This window comes from Streptomyces sp. yr375 (assembly GCF_900110755.1).
In the GTDB taxonomy this organism is placed as follows: domain Bacteria; phylum Actinomycetota; class Actinomycetes; order Streptomycetales; family Streptomycetaceae; genus Streptomyces.
In genome coordinates this window covers 65,470-83,266 of the sequence record NZ_FOFF01000024.1, presented here as the reverse complement: position 1 = coordinate 83,266, position 17,797 = coordinate 65,470, and the positions used below count along the sequence as shown (strand labels likewise).

16 protein-coding genes are annotated in these 17,797 nt (G+C 72.4%); 9 read left to right on the top strand and 7 right to left on the bottom strand.

Features of this window, described 5'->3' with window-relative positions; translation table 11 throughout:
- Positions 1-41: 41 nt before the first annotated feature.
- Positions 42-2,465: a beta-glucosidase gene (locus BMZ82_RS23290; RefSeq protein ID WP_093778855.1), complete on the bottom strand. Its 2,424-nt coding sequence runs from the start codon at positions 2,463-2,465 to the stop codon at positions 42-44.
- 104 nt (positions 2,466-2,569) lie between these two features.
- Between BMZ82_RS23290 and BMZ82_RS23285 the strand changes: the two genes are divergently transcribed.
- Positions 2,570-3,154: a TetR/AcrR family transcriptional regulator gene (locus BMZ82_RS23285; protein ID WP_093778853.1), complete on the top strand. Its 585-nt coding sequence runs from the start codon at positions 2,570-2,572 to the stop codon at positions 3,152-3,154.
- Between the two features lie 89 nt (positions 3,155-3,243).
- Positions 3,244-4,533: a pyroglutamyl-peptidase I gene (locus BMZ82_RS23280; RefSeq protein WP_256252063.1), complete on the top strand. Its 1,290-nt coding sequence runs from the start codon at positions 3,244-3,246 to the stop codon at positions 4,531-4,533.
- 18 nt (positions 4,534-4,551) lie between these two features.
- On the opposite strand, the gene BMZ82_RS23275 is transcribed toward BMZ82_RS23280, so the two are convergent.
- Positions 4,552-5,355, bottom strand: coding sequence for an EI24 domain-containing protein (locus BMZ82_RS23275; RefSeq protein WP_093778851.1), 804 nt, complete (start codon positions 5,353-5,355; stop codon positions 4,552-4,554).
- Positions 5,356-5,611: 256 nt separating this feature from the next.
- Here BMZ82_RS23275 and BMZ82_RS23270 point away from each other — a divergent pair, with 256 nt between their 5' ends.
- Positions 5,612-8,218, top strand: coding sequence for a M14 family zinc carboxypeptidase (locus BMZ82_RS23270; protein ID WP_093778849.1), 2,607 nt, complete (start codon positions 5,612-5,614; stop codon positions 8,216-8,218).
- Positions 8,215-9,396 (top strand): serine hydrolase domain-containing protein, encoded by a 1,182-nt coding sequence (locus BMZ82_RS23265; RefSeq protein ID WP_093778847.1) that lies wholly within the window; start codon positions 8,215-8,217, stop codon positions 9,394-9,396. Before BMZ82_RS23270 ends, BMZ82_RS23265 begins: the two co-directional genes overlap by 4 nt.
- Before the next feature lie 115 nt (positions 9,397-9,511).
- On the opposite strand, the gene BMZ82_RS23260 is transcribed toward BMZ82_RS23265, so the two are convergent.
- Positions 9,512-10,531: an NADP-dependent oxidoreductase gene (locus BMZ82_RS23260; RefSeq protein WP_093778845.1), complete on the bottom strand. Its 1,020-nt coding sequence runs from the start codon at positions 10,529-10,531 to the stop codon at positions 9,512-9,514.
- Positions 10,532-10,682: 151 nt separating this feature from the next.
- On the opposite strand from BMZ82_RS23260, the gene BMZ82_RS23255 reads away from it, so the two are divergent.
- On the top strand, positions 10,683-11,129 hold the full coding sequence (locus tag BMZ82_RS23255; RefSeq protein ID WP_093778843.1) for a MarR family winged helix-turn-helix transcriptional regulator: 447 nt from the start codon (positions 10,683-10,685) through the stop codon (positions 11,127-11,129).
- Between the two features lie 22 nt (positions 11,130-11,151).
- Here BMZ82_RS23255 and BMZ82_RS23250 read toward each other — a convergent pair whose 3' ends face one another.
- The 3 genes from BMZ82_RS23250 to BMZ82_RS23240 are packed head-to-tail and all read right to left on the bottom strand — an operon-like array spanning position 11,152 to position 12,694.
- Positions 11,152-11,340, bottom strand: coding sequence for a hypothetical protein (locus BMZ82_RS23250; RefSeq protein ID WP_093778841.1), 189 nt, complete (start codon positions 11,338-11,340; stop codon positions 11,152-11,154).
- The gene (locus BMZ82_RS23245) at positions 11,337-12,155 is read right to left on the bottom strand and encodes a GntR family transcriptional regulator (RefSeq protein ID WP_093778839.1); all 819 of its coding nucleotides are present in this window, start codon (positions 12,153-12,155) and stop codon (positions 11,337-11,339) included. Before BMZ82_RS23245 ends, BMZ82_RS23250 begins: the two co-directional genes overlap by 4 nt.
- A complete protein-coding gene (locus tag BMZ82_RS23240) occupies positions 12,152-12,694 on the bottom strand; it encodes a GntR family transcriptional regulator (RefSeq protein WP_177244618.1) in 543 nt (180 codons plus the stop codon). Before BMZ82_RS23240 ends, BMZ82_RS23245 begins: the two co-directional genes overlap by 4 nt.
- A 219-nt stretch (positions 12,695-12,913) precedes the next feature.
- Here BMZ82_RS23240 and BMZ82_RS23235 point away from each other — a divergent pair, with 219 nt between their 5' ends.
- The gene (locus BMZ82_RS23235) at positions 12,914-13,312 is read left to right on the top strand and encodes an ATP-binding protein (RefSeq protein ID WP_093778948.1); all 399 of its coding nucleotides are present in this window, start codon (positions 12,914-12,916) and stop codon (positions 13,310-13,312) included.
- 22 nt (positions 13,313-13,334) lie between these two features.
- Here BMZ82_RS23235 and BMZ82_RS40825 read toward each other — a convergent pair whose 3' ends face one another.
- Positions 13,335-14,210 (bottom strand): SCO2400 family protein, encoded by an 876-nt coding sequence (locus tag BMZ82_RS40825; protein ID WP_177244617.1) that lies wholly within the window; start codon positions 14,208-14,210, stop codon positions 13,335-13,337.
- Positions 14,211-14,446: 236 nt separating this feature from the next.
- On the opposite strand from BMZ82_RS40825, the gene BMZ82_RS23220 reads away from it, so the two are divergent.
- The 3 genes from BMZ82_RS23220 to BMZ82_RS23210 all read left to right on the top strand — a co-directional run bounded on the left by BMZ82_RS23220 (position 14,447) and on the right by BMZ82_RS23210 (position 17,718).
- Positions 14,447-15,607 (top strand): mandelate racemase/muconate lactonizing enzyme family protein, encoded by a 1,161-nt coding sequence (locus BMZ82_RS23220; RefSeq protein ID WP_093778831.1) that lies wholly within the window; start codon positions 14,447-14,449, stop codon positions 15,605-15,607.
- Complete coding sequence (locus tag BMZ82_RS23215) at positions 15,604-16,617, top strand: zinc-dependent alcohol dehydrogenase (RefSeq protein WP_093778829.1); 1,014 nt, start codon at positions 15,604-15,606, stop codon at positions 16,615-16,617. The genes BMZ82_RS23220 and BMZ82_RS23215 overlap by 4 nt, the downstream gene beginning before the upstream one ends.
- 129 nt (positions 16,618-16,746) lie before the next feature.
- Positions 16,747-17,718 (top strand): hypothetical protein, encoded by a 972-nt coding sequence (locus BMZ82_RS23210; protein ID WP_093778827.1) that lies wholly within the window; start codon positions 16,747-16,749, stop codon positions 17,716-17,718.
- Positions 17,719-17,797 lie beyond the last annotated feature (79 nt).

The following is a 17,797-nucleotide window of genomic DNA, read 5'->3' as shown; positions in this document are numbered from 1 at the left end:
GTCCCGGACCGGGGCTGTTCGTGGGGGCGACGAGCGCCTGGTTACACGTTAATCGTCGCGGTGATCCTGCGGTCGGCGATCGAGCGGCCCACCTGGATTTCGTACGAACCCTTCACAAAGGACCAACGGCGCTCCGCCTCGTCCCAGATCTCGAAGGCGCGCTGCGGGAGTTCGACGGTGACGTCCACGGTCTCTCCCGGGGCGGCCTCGGCACCGGCGAAGCCGGCGAGCCAGCGGGCGGGGCGGTCGGGGGCCGGGGCGGTGTCGGTGGGCGCGAGGTAGACCTGTACGACCTCGCGGCCGGGCCGCTCGCCGGTGTTGCGGATCCGCACGGTGAGCGTGGCGCCGTCGACGGCGACCGACTCGTAGGCCCAGTCGGTGTAGCCGAGGCCGTGGCCGAAGGGGTGGACGGGGGTGCGGCCGGCCTTCTCCCAGGCCCGGTAGCCGATGAAGACGCCCTCGGTGTAAGGGAGTTCGCCGTCGGCCGGGACGACCCTGGTGACCGGGGCGTCGGCCAACGAGCCCCAGGTGGTGGGGAGTCGGCCGCCGGGCTCGTGGGCGCCGGTGAGGACGTCGGCGAGGGCGGTGCCGCCCTCCTGGCCGGGGAACCAGCTCAGCAGGACGGCGGCGACCTTCTCGCGCCAGGGCAGCTCCACCGGGGAGCCGGAGTTGACGACCACGACGGTGTTCGGGTTGGCGGCGGCGACGGCATGCACGAGGTCGTCCTGCCGGCCGGGCAGGCGCAGGTTCTTGCGGTCGAAGCCCTCGGACTCGACGCGCTCGGTGGTGGCGACCACGACGACGGCGGTGTCGGCGGCGCGGGCGGCGGCGACGGCCTCGGCGATCAACTCGTCGGGGTCGCACTGCGGTTCCTGGTGGGTGAGGGCGAAGACGACGGCCTTGAAGGGGATGCCCTCGGGGAGGGCGACGCGGAAGGTGAGGGAGACCTCGACGGGCTGTCCTGCGGTGAGTTCGACGTCGGCGTGGGGGCGCGGGATCCCGAAGAACGACTCGAAGGGGTCGGTGTCGTCGGCGGGGCGCTGGACGTCGTCGAAGTGCGTCGTGCCGGCCACGGTGAGGGTGAAGGCGCCGGTGCCCTTGATGCCGAGGACGTGCGGGCCGCTCACGCGCGGGGTGAACGTGCCGGTCAGCTCCACGGTGTGGAGGGTGTCGTGGGTGACGCCGTCGGGGAGGTCGGAGCCCAGCCAGTTGATCTCGCCGGTGGGGGCGGCGCCGGTCCCGATGACGGCGCCCGCCGCGTCGCGGCAGACGGCGCGCAGCTCGAACCCCTTGTCGGCGATGGCGAGTTCGGTGTTCGGGTCGGCGCCGACGGTGTAGCTGAGGCGGCCGTCGGGGAGGGCGGCGGTGAGGCCGTCGAGCGGGGAGACGACCCGGGCCGGGAAGACGACGGCCGAGCCGCCGCCGAGGACGCGGGCGTCGCGGGCGGCGGCCCCGATCAGCGCGACCGTCGCCCCGGGGCGCAGCGGCAGGGCCCGGTTCTCGTTGCGGACGAGGACGAAGGAGCGGCGGGCGATCTCGCGGGCGAGCGCCTCGCCGTCGACGGTGGCGGGGAGGTCGGTGACGGCCGGCTCCACGCCCTCCAGGACGCCGACGCGGGCGGCGAGCCGCAGGACGTTGCGGACGGCCCCGTCGACAACGGACTCCTCGACCCGGCCCGCCCGTACGGCCTGGGCGAGGGCCTCGCCGTAGACGGTGCGGGGGCCGGGCATGGCGACGTCGAGGCCGCCCTCGATGTCGGCGACGGTGTCGCGGGCGGCCATCCAGTCGGAGACGTTGTAGCCGTCGAAGCCCCATTCGCCGCGCAGGACGTCGTTGACCAGATAGCGGTGTTCGGTCATCGAGGTGCCGTTGACCGTGTTGTAGGCGGTCATGACGCCCCACGGGTGGGCGTTGGCGACGATCGCCTCGAAGGGGGCCAAGTACAGCTCGCGCAGGGCCCGTTCGGAGACCAGGTTGTTCACGGTGAAGCGGTCGGTCTCGGCGTCGTTGGCGACGAAGTGCTTGACGGTGGTGCCGACGCCGCCGGACTGCACGCCCCGCACATAACCGGTGCCGATCCGGCCGGTCAGGTACGGGTCCTCGCTGTAGGCCTCGAAGTGGCGGCCGCCGAGCGGGGAGCGGTGCAGGTTGACGGTGGGGGCGAGCAGCACGTGGACGCCCTTGCGGCGGGCCTCCTGGGCGAGCAACACCCCTGCCCTGCGGGCGAGTTCGGGGTCCCAGGTGGCGGCGAGGGCGGTCGGGGAGGGCAGCGCGACGGACGGGTCGCCGGAGGTCCAGCGCACACCTCGGACGCCGATCGGGCCGTCGGACATGACGAGGGACCTGAGGCCGATCTCCGGCAGGGCGGGCAGCGACCACATGTCCTGACCGGCCAGGAGGCGGGCCTTGGCGTCCAGGTCGAGCTTGCCGAGTGCCGCCTCGACGGCCGCTTCCGTACCCGCCATGGGGGTGCCTCCTCATTGAGCGCCGGTGCTGTTCCCCTCATCGTGCACCGGTTACCTGTAGAGCGGTAGGTTTCGTTATCTTGCCGTTATTTTTTCATGGCCGGATGCCGTACCGTGACGGCATGAGCGCCAGGACGACCAGGAGCGAGGAGCGGCGGGCGGAGATCGTCCGGGCCGCTCTGGAGGTGATCGCCGAGCGCGGTTACCGGGGCGCGAGCCTGGCGGCGGTGGCGGAGCGGGTGGGGCTGACCCAGCAGGGGCTGCTGCACCACTTCCCGACGAAGGAAGCGCTGCTGGTGGCGGTGCTCCAGGAGCGCGACCAATGGGACGCGCGGCCGGACCCGCAGTGGCGGCTCGACCTGCTGGTCTCGCTCGTCGAGTACAACGCCATGCGGCCCGGGATCATCCAGACCTTCTCGGCGCTGCTCGGCGAGAGCGTCACCGAGGGGCATCCGGCGCGCGGCTACTTCACCGACCGCTACCGCAAGGTGCGCGAGAACATGGCCTCGGTCCTGCGCGCGAAGTACGGCGACCGCGTCCCCAGCGGCCTCACCCCCGAACGCGTGGCACCCCTCCTCGTGGCCGTACTGGACGGCCTCCAGTACCAGTGGCTGCTGGACCCGGAGTCGGTGGACATGCCGGCGGCGTTCCGGGACTTCGTCACGCTGCTGGGCGAGCCCGTCGACTGAGCGCCATGGCGTAGACCACTCCCGGCACGGGATACTTCCGCCGTCCCACACCCCCCGCTCCCCACAGCGACGGAAGGACCCGAACCCCCGTGCATTCCCTACGAGTTCGCGTACGAGTTCGCATACGACTTCGCGTCGGCGTTCTCGGCCTGGCCCTGCTGGCCGGCCTCTCCGCCCCCACGCCCGCCACCGCCGCGGCCACCGCCGCCGAGGCGGCCCCGGGCGTCACCGTCGAGGAACAGCGGCTGGACAGGGCCGTCCCCCGAGAGATCCTCGCCCGCTCCGGATTCGCCTCCGTGGCACCGGAGTTGGCTCGCGCGCTCGGCTCGGCGCGCTCCTACGCCGAGGCCCGTCGGGTCGTCGAACGCCAGGGGGCGGCGCTGTGGCGGCGGGCCGTCGACCGGGTGCAGGGGCGGGGGCCGGCGGGCGGTGATCTGAGCCGGGACGACGACCGGCCGCTGTACTGGGCACGGTTGGGGATGACCCGGGAAGTGCGGGCCTGGGAGCCGGAGTTCGGGCTGACGCAGGGCCAACGCGCCGCGCTGCTCGACCGGTTGGAGCAGACCTCGCGCGGCCAGACCGACATCCGCTACCCGGAGCGCCGGTCGGCCAAGGGCCTCAAGCGGGTCCTCGTCACCGGTTTCGACCCGTTCACCCTGGACCGGGACGTCCGGATCTCCAACCCGTCGGGGGCGACCGCGCTCGCCCTCGACGGCACGGTGATCCGGACGGCGGACGGTCCGGCGCGGGTGGAGACGGCCGTGTTCCCGGTGCGCTGGCAGGACTTCGCGGACGGCACGGTGGAGCGGACGCTGCGGCCGTATCTGGCGGACGTCGACCTGTTCACGACCGTCAGTCAGGGCCGCGTCGGCCGGTTCGACGTGGAGCGCACCAACGGGGCCTGGCGGGGCGGCTTCGCCGACAACGACAACGTCGGCCGCACGGAGACCGTCCCGGTGACCGACCCGGCCTCGCAGCCGCAGTGGACGACGACGACCCTGCCGTACGCCGCGATCGTGGCGGCGGACACCGGCCGGTTCCCGGTCTACGACAACACGAGCGTCACCGAGATCCCGGCGGGCGGCGGCGCGCCCGTCGTCCGGCCGGACGGGCCGACGGCGGGGTCGACCGCGCGGGCCGGGGGCGGCGGGGACTATCTCTCCAACGAGATCGCCTACCGGGCCACCCTGCTGCGCGACCGGCTGGGACTGCACGGCAGCCTGCCGGGCGGGCATGTGCACACGCCGGTGCTGCAGTTCGGGACCGGCAACACCGATCCGGCGACCGGGACGGTGACCGATCCGGAGTTCGTGCGGAACCGGCTGGACATCGTCGCGCAGGTGCGGGCGATCCTGGGCGTGGCGACGGCCGGCGCGTAAGCGTCGGTGTCGGGTCGGTCAGGAGACGGCGGTCTCGCCTTCCGGGGCGTCGGCGGGCTCGTCGGCGTCCTCCCTGGTCTCCTCTCCGAGCAGGTCGCGGGCCATCAGCGTTGCGCCCGCGACCGCGCCCGGCATCAGGAACACGGCGACGAAGGGCACCAGGAAGGCGAGGCCCAGCGGGGTGCCGAAGCCCCAGACCAGGGTCTTGCGGGAGCGCAGCAGGGCGAGGCGGGCGCGCAGGTCGACGCCCCGGCGCTGGAGGGCGACGGCGGCGAGTTCCTCGGTGAGGAAGAAGCCGGTGACGAAGAAGCCGACCACCGGGACGACCGTCTGCCCGGCGACCGGGATGAACCCGAGGGCGAACAGCAGCACGCCCCACACCAGCGCGCGGACCAGGATGCGGAGGCTGTCGCGGGCGGAGAGCCACAGTTCGCGCCAGAGCGGCAGCCCGGACTCGGGGGCCGTGCCGTCGGGCGAGACGTCCCGGTCGACCTTCTCGGAGAGGTTCTCGTAGAAGGGCTGGCCGAGGAGCAGGGTGACCGCGGTGAAGGTGAGGACGGCGAGGAGCAGGCCGAGGGCGAACAGCACGGCGGTGAGGAAGCCGCGGAAGAGGCCCTGCCAGGGGCTGGACCAGGCGTCGGCGAAGGGCGTGGCCCAGGCGACGAAGTCGCCGCCCCAGAAGGCGAGCGCGACGAAGGCGGCGAGGTAGAGGACGAGGGTGATGAGTCCGGGGATCAGGCCGAAGCCGTACTGCCTGCCGTGCCGGGCCACCCACTTCTGGCCCTGTAGCAAGTAGTTGAAGCCCACCCCGAGATCGCGCATGGCCGGAACTTTACCGTGGGCCCGCGCGGTCTTTCCCAGCGGTCTTTCCCAGGGTCTGCCCGCGCCGTCCCCGTAGCCATCCCGTGCCGTCCCCGGGCCGTCTGTGGGCCGTCTGTGGGTCGTCCATGGGCCGTTGCCGGGCCGTCCGGGGTGTCGCGGACGCCAACACCCTCTTGTTGCAGTTGAGTCGAACAGGTACACCTCGCCGTACCGATCTCCGGAAGCAACGATCTCGGCAAGTCCAGAGGAGGTACGCGTGCGCACCACGAGCACCTACCCGGCCCGGCCTGTTCTGATCACCGCCCTCGCCCTCACCGCGACGGGCTCACTCCTGCTCACCCCCCACGCGGCGGGCGCCGATCCGAAGCCCGCCACCCGCGAAGGCTCCGGCCCCGACCGCACCGCCGCGACGACCGCGCAGAGCGCCGCGTTACGCGCCCTCGCCCCGCCGTCGACGGCGGAGACCAGGGCGACCGGGGAGACCGTCGGGACCGGGGCCGCCCGCGGCTACCCCCGCAGACAGACCCTCGCCCCCGATCCCGAGAACCCCGCCGACAAGTCCCTCAAGCTCGGCCTCACCCCCTACCACGCCCTCGCGCCGAAGCTCAACGCCCTCCAGGCGCTCGGCGACCGGGTGAGCGTGGAGGTGACGGGCCGTTCGGCGGGCGGGCACCGGCTCTTTCTGGTCACCGTCACCGCACCGGAGACCGCCCGGCAGGCGCGGGCCCAGGAGCGGATGCGCGAGCTGATCGAGAACGCGCCCGGCGCGGCGGCCAACAGCCGTGAGATCAAGGCCGGTTACAAGACGCCGGTGTTCTTCAACAACAACATCCACGGCAACGAGTGGGAGGGCACCGACGCCTCCCTCGCGCTCATCGAGCGGCTCGCCACCGCGCACGACACGACGACGAACGACCTCCTCGGCCACAGCCGCCTCTACTTCAACATCACCGCCAACCCGGACGGCCGGATCGCCGGAACCCGCGCGAACGCGGCCGGCTTCGACCTGAACCGGGACTTCGTGACCGCCTCGCAGCCCGAGACGCGCGCGATGCGGCAGATCGAGATCGACAAGCAGCCCGCCGTCATGCTCGACCTGCACGGCTACGTCAACGGCACCCTCATCGAGCCGACCACCCCGCCGCACGGCGAGAACTACGAGTACGACCTCTTCCTCAAGAACACCTACGCCAACGCGCTGGGCATGGAGTCCGCCGTCAACGGCCTCGGCTACACGCCCGCCGCCGACGGTGTGCAGCCCGCCCAGATCCCCTTCCGGGACCAGGCCGAGGGCTGGGACGACTGGCCGCCGATCTTCACCCCGCAGTACGCGGCCTTCCACGGCACGGTCGCCGCGCACACCGTGGAGATCCCGATGACCGTCAACAACGCCGCCTACGACACCCTGCCGGTAGGGGAGTTGCGGCGGCGGTCCGCGATCAACGTCGACGTCGCCGGGGCCGCCCTGCGCGCCACCCTCGACTTCGTACGGACCCGGCGGACCACGCTGATCGCCGACCAGATCGAGGTCTTCCGGCGCGGCGCGGCCGGTGCGGCGCAGGTGCCGGTGTCGGCGCAAACCGTCCCGGGGGTGCCGGGCATCGGCCCGGAGGACGTCTACACGACGACCTTCCCGCGCGCCTACGTCCTCCCGTCAGCGTCCACCACGTCCACCACGTCCACCACGTCAACGGCGCGGCTCGTCGACCATCTCCTCGCCAACGACGTCCGCGTGAGCCGCGCCCCGCGCGCCTTCCGGCTCGGCGGGCGGACGTATCCGAAGGGCTCGTACGTCGTCGACATGCACCAGCCCAAGCGGGGGCTGGCGAACGTGCTGCTGGCCGACGGGCGGGACATCAGCGACACGGTGTCGGTGATGTACGACATCTCGGGCTGGAGTCTGGGGCGGCTGTGGGGCGCGCAGGTGGTGCCGGTGACGGTGCCGGGCGGTGGTCTGGCCGGGCTCGGACTGCGTCCGGTGTCGGCCGCCGCCCCGGTCGGCTCGGTCGCCCCGCGCGGCGACCTGCGGCTGCGGCTCGACGACCCGAACGCGGTCGCCGCCCTCAACTCCCTTCTCCGGCAAGGCGTTCCGGTGCGGCGGGCGGCGGACGGCAGTGTCGTCGTCCCGGCTTCGGCACGCGGCCGGGCGGTCGCGGCGGCACGGTCGTACGACGTCGCCTTCACCGCGGTGCCATCCGCCGGACCGGCCGCCGGCACGACGACCGCTCTGCGGCGCGTGCGGGTCGCCGCCGCCGTCACGCCGGGTGAGCTGCTCGCGCTGCGGGAGATGGGGTTCGACGTCACGCCGGTCTCCACAGCCGTCCTGAACGCGGGCTTCGACTGGTCGTCGGTGGATGTGCTGTTCGTGTCGGCCGGGCTCGACCGGGCCGCCCTCGACGCGTCCGCCCGCACCGCCCTCGACGCCTTCCTCGCCGGGCACGGTCTGGTCGGGCGGGGCGTCGCCGGGGCCGCGGTCGGCACCGGCGCCGGGCTGCTGGACGTGACGGCGGTCGAGGGCAACGGGAACGCCAACGGCGTGGTGCGGGTGGTGAATTCGGGCGTGCCGGTGACGGCCGGCGCACCGGACCACTCCTTCGTCTACGCGCCGGTCTGGTTCACCGGTCTCGGACCGGGGGTGCGCGTCGAGCAGTCGTACGCCGCCGGGAACCCGCTCGTCTCCGGGCACTGGCGGGCCCTGGACGACGGCTCGGGCGGGCCGGCCGCCGCGGCCGGGCAACCCGCAGTCGTGAGCGGGCCGCACGCCGTCCTGTTCGGCACCGAGCCGCTCTTCCGGGACCATCCCAAGGGGGAGTTCCCGCAGGTCGCACAGGCATTGATCACCATGGTCGAGGAGAGCGGATGACACGGTTGCAGCGGTCGGCGAAGAACATCCACGGCACCGTCGCCGACGGTTTCGAGGCGGTGCGGAAGGAGTTCGCCGCGTTCGTCGCGGAGGAACTTCCCGACTACGAAGGCCAGTTGTGCGCGTACGTGCACGGCAGGCGGGTCGTCGACCTGTGGGCGGCCGGGGACGACGCCGACGTCGGCCCCGAGTCCCTCTACGGCGTCTACTCCTCGACCAAGGGCGCCGCCCATCTCGTGGTCGCGCTCCTCGTCCAGGAAGGCACCCTGGAGCTGGACCGCAAAGTCACCTACTACTGGCCGGAGTTCAGCGCCGAGGGCAAGGGCGCGCTGACCCTGCGCGAGCTGCTCGCGCACCGGGCCGGAGTGGTCGGCACGGACAGCGGGTTCACGGCGCGGGAGCTGGCCGACGACCGGCAGATCGCCGAACGCCTCGCCGACCAGCGGCCGTTGTGGCGTCCGGGCACCGCCTTCGGCTACCACGGGCTGGTCATCGGAGCGCTCACCGGCGAGGTCGTACGGCGCGCCACGGGCCGTACGCTCCAGGAGGTGTACGAGGAGCGGGTGCGCGCCCCCTACGGGCTGGACCTCTTCCTGGGGCTGCCGGCGGCGCACGAGCCGCGCTTCCGCACCGCGCAGCCGATGGCGCCGACCCCTGAGCAGCGGGCCCTGCTGGACGCCCGGCCCGGCGGCCCGCACACGCTCGAGGCGATCGCCTTCAACACCCACGCCGCCGAGCCGACCGACCTGGAACTCCTGCCGAACGACCCCCTGGTCCGCGCCAAGGGGCCGGCCTCGGTGGGCGGGGTCGGCTCGGCGCGCGGGCTGGCCGGGCTGTACGCGGCGGCGATCAGCGAGGTCGACGGCAAGGCACCGCTGCTGAAGGAGGACACGGCGGCGGAGTTCGGGCAGTTGCACTCCGTGGGGTACGACGTGGTGCTGCGCATGCACAAGGCGTACGGGCTGGGCTTCCAGGCCACCGCCGACACCTGGTATCCGTTCCTGGGCGCGGGGGCGTTCGGGCACAGCGGGGCGGGCGGCTGCCAGGCGTTCGCCGACCCGCGCAGCGGGCTCGCCTACGGCTACACGCGCCGCCGGTGCGCCTTCCCGGGCGCGGCGGCACCGGAGAACCACCGGCTGGCGGCGGCCGTCCACCGGGCGGCGCTGGCCTCGCGCTAGAAAAACCGACTGGCATACGGGCGAAGGCCGCACCCCCCGCCGAGGGTGCGGCCTTCGTCATGTACGGAATCTGCGGAGTCCGCGGAATGTGCGCGGACCGGCGCGGGGGCGACGGTCAGATCTTGACGATCATCTTTCCGGTGTTGTCGCCGCGCAGGACCCCGAGGAACGCCTCGAAGGTGTTCTCGACGCCCTCGACGACCGTCTCGCGGTACTTCAGCTCGCCGGAGCGGACCCAGCCGCCGACCTCCTCGACGAACTGCGGCTGGAGGTCGTAGTGGTCGCCGACGAGGAGGCCCTCGATGCGGCCGCGGGTGGCGATCAGACGGGCGAGGTTCTTGGGGCCGGGGGCGGCCTCGGTGTTGTTGTAGACCGAGATCATGCCGCAGACGGCGATCCGGCCGTGCAGGTTGAGGGAGCCGATGGCGGCCTCGAGGTGGTCGCCGCCGACGTTGTCGAAGTAGACGTCCACGCCGTCCGGGGCGGCCTCGCGGAGCTGCTCGGAGACCGGGCCGCTCTTGTAGTTGAAGGCCGCGTCGAAGCCGTACTCCTCGACCAGGAGCTTGACCTTGTCGTCGGAGCCGGCCGAGCCGATGACCCGGGAAGCACCCTTGAGCTTGGCGATCTGGCCGACCTGGCCGCCGACGGCACCGGCCGCGCCCGACACGAAGACGGAGTCGCCCTCCTTGAAGGAGGCGGTGCGCAGGAGACCGGCGTAGGCGGTGAGGCCCGTCATGCCGAGGACGCCGAGGTAGGTGGAGAGGGGCGCGGCCTCGGGGTCGACCTTGACGGCCTGCTTGGCGTCGAAGGTGGCGTACTCGCGCCAGCCGCCGAAGTGCAGGACGTGGTCACCGGCCGCGATGCCCTCGGCGTTCGAGGCGACGACCTCGCCGACCGCACCGCCCTGCATGGCCTTGCCCAGCTCGAAGGGGGCGACGTACGACTTGGCGGCGCTCATCCGGCCGCGCATGTACGGGTCGACGGAGACATAGGCGTTGCGGACCAGCACCTCGCCCGGGCCGGGCTGCCGGATCTCCGCCTCGGCCAGCTCGAAGTCCTCCAGCTTCGGCCAGCCGACGGGACGGCTGATCTGACGCCATTCGCGGCTGGTGGTGGGGAGGGCGGAGTCGGTCATGGGGGGCTGCCTTTCACATGTCGCACGTTCAAAACGGTTCAAAATACTTCAGAGTGGGTCACCGGAACGGCTCACCGGAATGCTTCACTACCTGAAACAACCATGCACCTGAATATTTCATGTTGTCAAGTAAAGGGGGTACTCTCGGACCATGGCCACCCCACACCGGACCCCCGTTCCCGACCCGCTGACCATGGAAGTCGTCGAGCTGATCGGCGAGGTCGTGGACCGCTTCTACCAGGACTACGAGGAGGCCGCCGCAGGTCACGCGCTCACCGGCGCGCAGGCCCGGCTGCTGAGCCTGCTCTCGCTTGAGCCGCTGCCGATGCGCAAGCTGGCGCAGAAACTGAAGTGCGAGCCGTCCAACGTGACCGGCATCGTCGACCGGCTGGAGTCCCGCGGCCTGGTCGAGCGGCGGCCCGACCCGGCCGACCGGCGCGTGAAGCTCGCGGCGGCGACGGACGAGGGACGGCGCATCGCCAAGGGGCTGCGCGAGTCGCTGCGGTTCGCGCGGGCACCACTGGCGGGGCTGGGGGAAGAGGAGCGGGTGGTGCTGCGGGGGATGTTGCAGCGGATGCTGGCGGTGCAGGACGCCTGACTCCGGCCGCCCTGCGCCGTCGCTAGTCGTCCGAGTCCGACTGCTGGTTGCCGCGGCTTCCGCGGTCCGACGTGCGTAGCAGTTCGCCCGCCGCGAGGGTCACGGTGGCCACGGCGCGGGCCCAGCGGGGGCCGCCGCGCGCTGCCCACCAGACGCAGGCGCAGCCGCCGAGGACCAGGACGACAAGCACCGACAGGACGAACACGATCACGTTCCTCCCCCGCTTTCTTCTGTGGGTTGTTCTGTGGGTTCCGCCGTGAACTCGTACTGGAGCTCGTAGAGATGGCCCGCCTTCACCATCACCGTGACCTCGATGGGGCGGTCGTCGTCGCTGTGGACGACACGCAGGGTGCGCAGCACCGGCATGCTGCTGGTGAGGTGGAGGGCCTGGTACTGCCGTTGGGTGGGGACCCGGGCGGAGACGCCGTCCGTGCTGCGGCGGGGCGGGTGGCCGAGTTCGGTCAGCAGGGCGGGGGTGCCGCCTCTGATCCGGCGGAGCTCGGTCAGGGGCGTGCCCCGGGCGATGTCCAACGGGTAGTAGGACTCAACGAGTTCGGCGGGTTCGTCGTCGACGAGGAGGATCTGACGGCGCAGCAGGGCGGTGCCGTCGGGCGGCAGGCCGAGGACGGCGCGGACGTCGGCGGGTGGGCGGATCTCCGTGACGTCGAGGAGTTCGCTGCGGGCGTGGGTGCCGTGCTTGGCCGCCTCGGTGAGCCAGCGGTAGGGCGCGCCGGGGCGGCCCGGGGCCATCAGGGCGGCGGGCCGGACGGTGCGCTGGCGGTGCTCGCGGACGGTGACGGAAGCGCCCGCCCGGCCGACCACGAGGTGTTCGTCCTTGAGGAGTCGCAGGGCCTTCTGGACCGTGGCGCCGGCCGCCGCGAAGCGCTCCCTGAGCTGGGCGGTGCTGGGCAGGCTGGCGCCGGGGGCGAGCTCGCCGCTCATGATGTCGTCGCGCAGGTCGGCCGCGATCCGCTCGTGCAGGGATCGGCGGTCGGCGGCTTCCGGTTCTGCCTTGGGCACGGTCATCCGATCCTGATCTGGTAGCGCAGCCTCTGCCGTAGGGCCGGCATCACCATACGGTCGGCCTGGATCGGCCGGTCGTCGCCGTCCAGCGTGAGCCGCAGGAGCCGCAGGACCGGCTCCCCGGGGGCGGTGCGCAGGGCTTCGCGCTCCTGCTCGTCGGGCATCCCGGCCGTCACGTCCTCCCGGACGAGGACGCCGACGTGGCCGAGTTCGGCGAGCAGGGTGAGCGCGCCGCCGGGGATCCTGGCGGTGCCGGCGAGGCGGGTGCCGCCCGCTATCGCGAACGGGTAGTAGGTGTCGGCGAGTTCGGTGGGCTCGTCGTCGAGGAGGATCAGGCGTCGGCGTACGACGACCGGCTCGCCGGCCGGGACGCCGAGCAGCTCCGCCACGTCGGCGGGGGCGGGCACCTCGCCGGCGTGCACGATGCGCTGGGTGCCGCGCCGGCCACGGGCCGCGGCCTCGGCCGCCCAGGGGTCGCCCCGGCCCGCGCCCGGGGGCGTCAGATACGGCAACGACGTGCTGACCCAACCGCTCGCACCCACGACGCCTCCCTGTGACGACCGACCGACCGGTCGGCGGACTGGCCGGCCGACTGGCCGACCGTTCTTCCGACCCTGCCGCCCTACACGGTAGGCGACTTGCCTCATCCGCCAACCGCCACCCCGGGCCACCCTCAGCCACCCTGGACTGCCTTGTTACCTTTCGCGAACAACAGTAAGGTATCGCCGCAGGACGCCCCAGAACCACCGGAGGTGGCCCCCGTGCCCTTGACACGGCAACGTCGTTTCCCCCGCTCGCGCGCCTCCGTACGGGCCGCCCGCACCTTCGTCCAGGAGGTCCTGGCCGACTGGGGGTGCGTCGACCGGCTGGACGACATAACGCTGTGCGTGTCGGAACTCGCCACGAACGCCCTGCTGCACGGCGTCCCTCCGGGCCGGCAGTACTGCGTGACCCTCACCCTCGACGGCCCCCTGCTCCGGCTGGCCGTACGCGACACCGGCGACCACCCCGCCCCCGCGCCCCCGCCCACCCAGGACGCCTGCTCGGGCCGGGGCCTCCACCTGGCCCGCCATCTGGCCGACGACTTCGGCATCACGAACCACGTCGTGGGCAAGACCGCCTGGACCCTCTTCAAGACGGACGCCCGCACGGCACGGTGAGCGCGGCGTTCCCGGCGACGGCCTACGTGCACCACCACAGGAAGCGGTTGCAGGTTTCCGTCGGCGAGGGCTGGGGGGTGGGGTTCGAGGTGGTCGGGTCGGTGGTCGGGGTGGTGGTCTCGTCCGCCGGGGGTGTCGAGTCGGACGTGGAGCCGGAGGAGCCCGGACGGGTGGCGGACAGGGGGTCCTTGGTGGGGGTCGCCGTGGGATCCCCGGAAGGCGTCGAGGACGCCGATGCCGAAGGGGACGCGGAGGCGTCCGGGGAGGCGGAGGCGGTGCTTCTGCCGGTGCCCGTCTCGTCGTCCCGGGGGTGGGCCGTCCGGTCCGGGGACGGGGTCTCCCCGTCGACCTCCGCGGACTCGCCCCCGGCCGCCGCCGGGTTCGGGGAGCTGAAGCCCGGCGCGTCCATGCCGAGTTCGGCCAGGCTCAGGCCGGCGGCCGCCAGGACGAAACCGGCGGTGATCAGCACCGTGCGGCGGCGACGCCTGCGGTGCACGGCGGCCTTGCGATCGCGACGACTCGCGTCACCGGCGGCCGGCCCGTCGTCGGCGTCGTCCACACCGTCGACACCGCGCATACCGTGCTCGGCGTCGCCCGTATGCGGTGTGGCCTGTTCCCGACCGCGCCCACGGCCTCGCCCGCGCCCCTGCTCGCGCCGGCGCGCGGCCCGCCCCTGCGACTCCCCCGCACCACCCCGGTCGCCCTCACCGCCACGGTCGGCCTCACCGCCGCGGTCGGCCTCGGAGGCCGGTTCCCGGGGGTCGTAAGGCCCCGGAGTCGGCGGCAGGTACGCCGTCGCCTCCGGGGTGTACGCGCGTAGCTGATGGGCTGGGGCGCCGCACCCCGGACAGGCGAGGGCGCCGTTGAGGTGCCGTCGGCACGGGTCGCAGTAGTCCATGACGCGGGAAGACTAAGTTGCCGGATGGTCACGTTCCCAGGTCAGCCTGTGAAAGTTGTGTGGGAAACCAGCCATCCCGGCGCGGCGACTCGACCGACCCGTTATCGAAAGCCGGGGCCGAAACTGTCGAAACCGTTACGTGTTCGACCCATTGACACTCCCGGCACTCCGTCCTTACTGTCACGCCAGCATTTCGAACGTGTGACGAAATCTCGAACAGCCGAAGGGTATCTTCCGTGCGCATCACCGGAATCAGCACACACGTGGTCGGGACGCCCTGGCGCAACCTGACCTACGTTCTCGTGCACACCGACGAGGGCATCACGGGTGTCGGCGAGACCCGCATGCTGGGTCACACCGACGCGCTGATCGGCTACCTGAAGGAGGCCGAGGCCAACCACATTCTCGGCTCCGACCCGTTCGCTGTCGAGGACCTCGTGCGCCGGATGAAGTACGGCGACTACGGCCGCGCCGGCGAGATCGTGATGTCCGGCATCGCCGTGATCGAGATGGCCTGCTGGGACATCAAGGGCAAGGCTCTCGGCGTGCCGGTGTGGCAGCTCCTCGGCGGCAAGGTCACCGACAAGGTCAAGGCGTACGCCAACGGCTGGTACACCACCGAGCGGACGCCCGAGGCGTACCACAAGGCGGCGCAGGGGGTCATGGAGCGCGGGTACAAGGCGCTGAAGATCGACCCCTTCGGCACCGGGCACTTCGAGCTGGACCACGCGCAGACCCTGTACGCCGTCTCCCTCATCGAGGCCGTGCGCGACGCGATCGGGCCGGACTCCGAGCTGATGCTCGAGATGCACGGCCGCTTCTCCCCCGCCACCGCGATCCGCCTGGCGCACGAGCTCGCGCCGTTCAAGCCCGCCTGGCTGGAGGAGCCCTGCCCGCCGGAGAACCTGAAGGCGCTGGAGAAGGTCGCCGCCAAGGTCGACATCCCGGTCGCCACCGGTGAGCGCATCCACGACCGCATCGAGTTCCGTGAGCTCTTCGAGAGCCAGGCCGTCGACATCATCCAGCCGGACGTCGGCCATATCGGTGGAATCTGGGAGACCAGGAAGCTCGCCGCGACCGCCGAGGCGCACTACGTGCTCGTCGCCCCGCACAACGTCGGCGGCCCGGTGCTGACCGCCGCCTCGCTCCAGGTCGGCTTCACCTCCCCGAACTTCAAGATCCTGGAGCACTTCAACGACTTCGCCGACGCGGAGATCAAGAAGGTCGTGAAGGGCGCCCCCGAGGTGATCGACGGCTACTTCCACCTCTCCGACGCCCCCGGCCTCGGCGTCGAACTGGACGTGGACGCCGCCGCCGAGTTCCCGCAGCAGCAGGCCCGTTTCGACCTGTGGGCCGAGGGCTGGGAGCAGCGCAAGCCGAAGGGCGGCGGGAAGTGACCGCTGCCGGCACCGCCGTCGTCGTGGACGCGCCCGGCGAGCACCGGATCGTCCCGCACGAGCCCCGGCCGCCGGAGCCCGGCGAGGCGCTGGTGCGCGTGCACGCGACCGGCATCTGCGGCAGCGACCGCGAGGTGTACCAGGGCAACCGGCCCGAGGGGTACGTCCGTTACCCGCTGACCCCCGGCCACGAGTGGTCCGGGACGGTCGAGACGGTCGGCGCCGGGGTCCCCTCGTCGCTGGTCGGCCGCAAGGTCGTCGGCGAGGGCTTCCGCAACTGCCAGGTCTGCGACCGCTGCCACGCGGGCGAGACGACGCTGTGCACGGACGGCTACGAGGAGACGGGCTTCACCCAGCCGGGGGCGATGGCCACCACCCTCACCCTGCCGGCCCGGCTGCTGCACGTGCTGCCCGAGGACGCCGACCTCACCGCCGCCGCGCTCCTGGAGCCCGCCGCCTGCATCGCGGCCGCCGCGATCAAGGCGGGCGCGCTGCCCGGCGATCGGGTGGCCGTGGTCGGCACCGGCACGCTGGGCATGCTCGCCGTGCAGTTCCTGAAGGCGGGCTCGCCGGCCGAGCTGCTCGTGGTCGGCGCCCGGCGCGACCGCGAGGCGCTGTCCTCGCAGTTCGGGGCCACCGACTTCCGCACCCGGGACCAGGAGCTGCCGGACGACTTCGACGTCGCCATCGAGACCGCGGGTTCGGCCTCCGCCGCCCGTACGGCGATCTCGCTGCTCAGGCGCGGCGGACGGCTGGTGCTGACCGGGATCCCGGCGCCGGGCGCCGAGGGGCTCGACCCGACGGACCTGGTCGTACGGCAACTGGAGGTGTACACGGTCTTCGGGGCCCCGCCGGACGCCTGGTCGCACACGGTGCGGGTGTTCGGGGCCGGGCTGCTGGATCCGCTGGCGCTGGTCACCCACGAGCTGCCGCTCGCCGATTTCTCCGAGGCCATCGAGCTGGTGGGATCCGGCGACCCGAAGGTGGGCAAGGTGCTGCTCCGGCCCTAGCCGGCCCCCCAGTCGTACGCCGGTACGGGGGCGCACCGACGACTCCGCACCGGCGTACACCCAGCCCCGCGCACTCCACGCCTCGAGCCGCGAACCTCGCCCGAAATATCGAACACGAAGGACAGTCCTGTGACGACCGACGCCTCCGACACGGCAGCCCGTCGACCCGGCGAGCAGGCGCTCGCCGCGCTCGGCCTCGGCGCGCCCGCCCTCGACCCCGCCGACGCCTCCGCCCACACCTTTCCGGGCGGCGGACGCTGGCGCACCGAGGTCCCTTCGTGCGAGGGTCCCGAAGCGCTGGCCGTCATCCTGAAGGAAGCCTCGCTGCTGGAGGTGCCGGTCCACCGGATCAGCCAGGGCAGCGGCATCTGGATGCTCTCCGACGCCGAGATCACCGAGATGGTCCAGGCGACCGGCGAGCGTGACATCGAGCTGTGCCTGTTCACCGGTCCGCGCGGCACCTGGGACATCGGCGGCTCCACCCGGTCCGACTCGCGCGGCGCGGGCCTGCGCGCCCGCGGCCACGACGCGGTCGCCGGATGTGTCGAAGACGCCGTCCGGGCAACGGAGTTGGGTGTCAAGTGCCTGCTCGTCGCCGACGAGGGCGTGCTGTGGACGCTGCACCGGGCGCGCCAGTCGGGCATCATCCCGGCCGACACGACGCTGAAGGTGTCGGCGCTCATCGGCCCCGTCAACCCGGCCGCGTACGCGGTGTACGAGCGGCTCGGCGCCGACTCGCTCAACGTGCCCAGCGACCTCACGCTCGACCACCTCACGGAGATCCGCCGGGTGTCGGGCGCCCCCATGGACATGTACATCGAGGCCCCCGACGATCTCGGCGGGTACATCCGGATGTACGAGGTCGCCGAGCTGATCCGGCGCGGCGCACCGCTGTATCTGAAGTTCGGTCTGTCCAAGGCCCCGGGGATCTACCCGTACGGCCACCACATGCGCGACCTGACGCTCTCCACGGCCCGGGAGCGGGTGCGGCGCGGACGGCTCGCGCTGGACCTGCTCGCGCGGCACGGAGCGGACGGCGACATGGCGCCGCTCGGCTCGCGTCTGCCGGGTGAACTGAACCGCTTCGACATCCGGTCATAACGTTCCGGAAACCCCGCTTCACAGAAGCCGACACAGGCGCGCAGAATCCCACACACCTCCTTCTCGGTCTTTCCGGCCT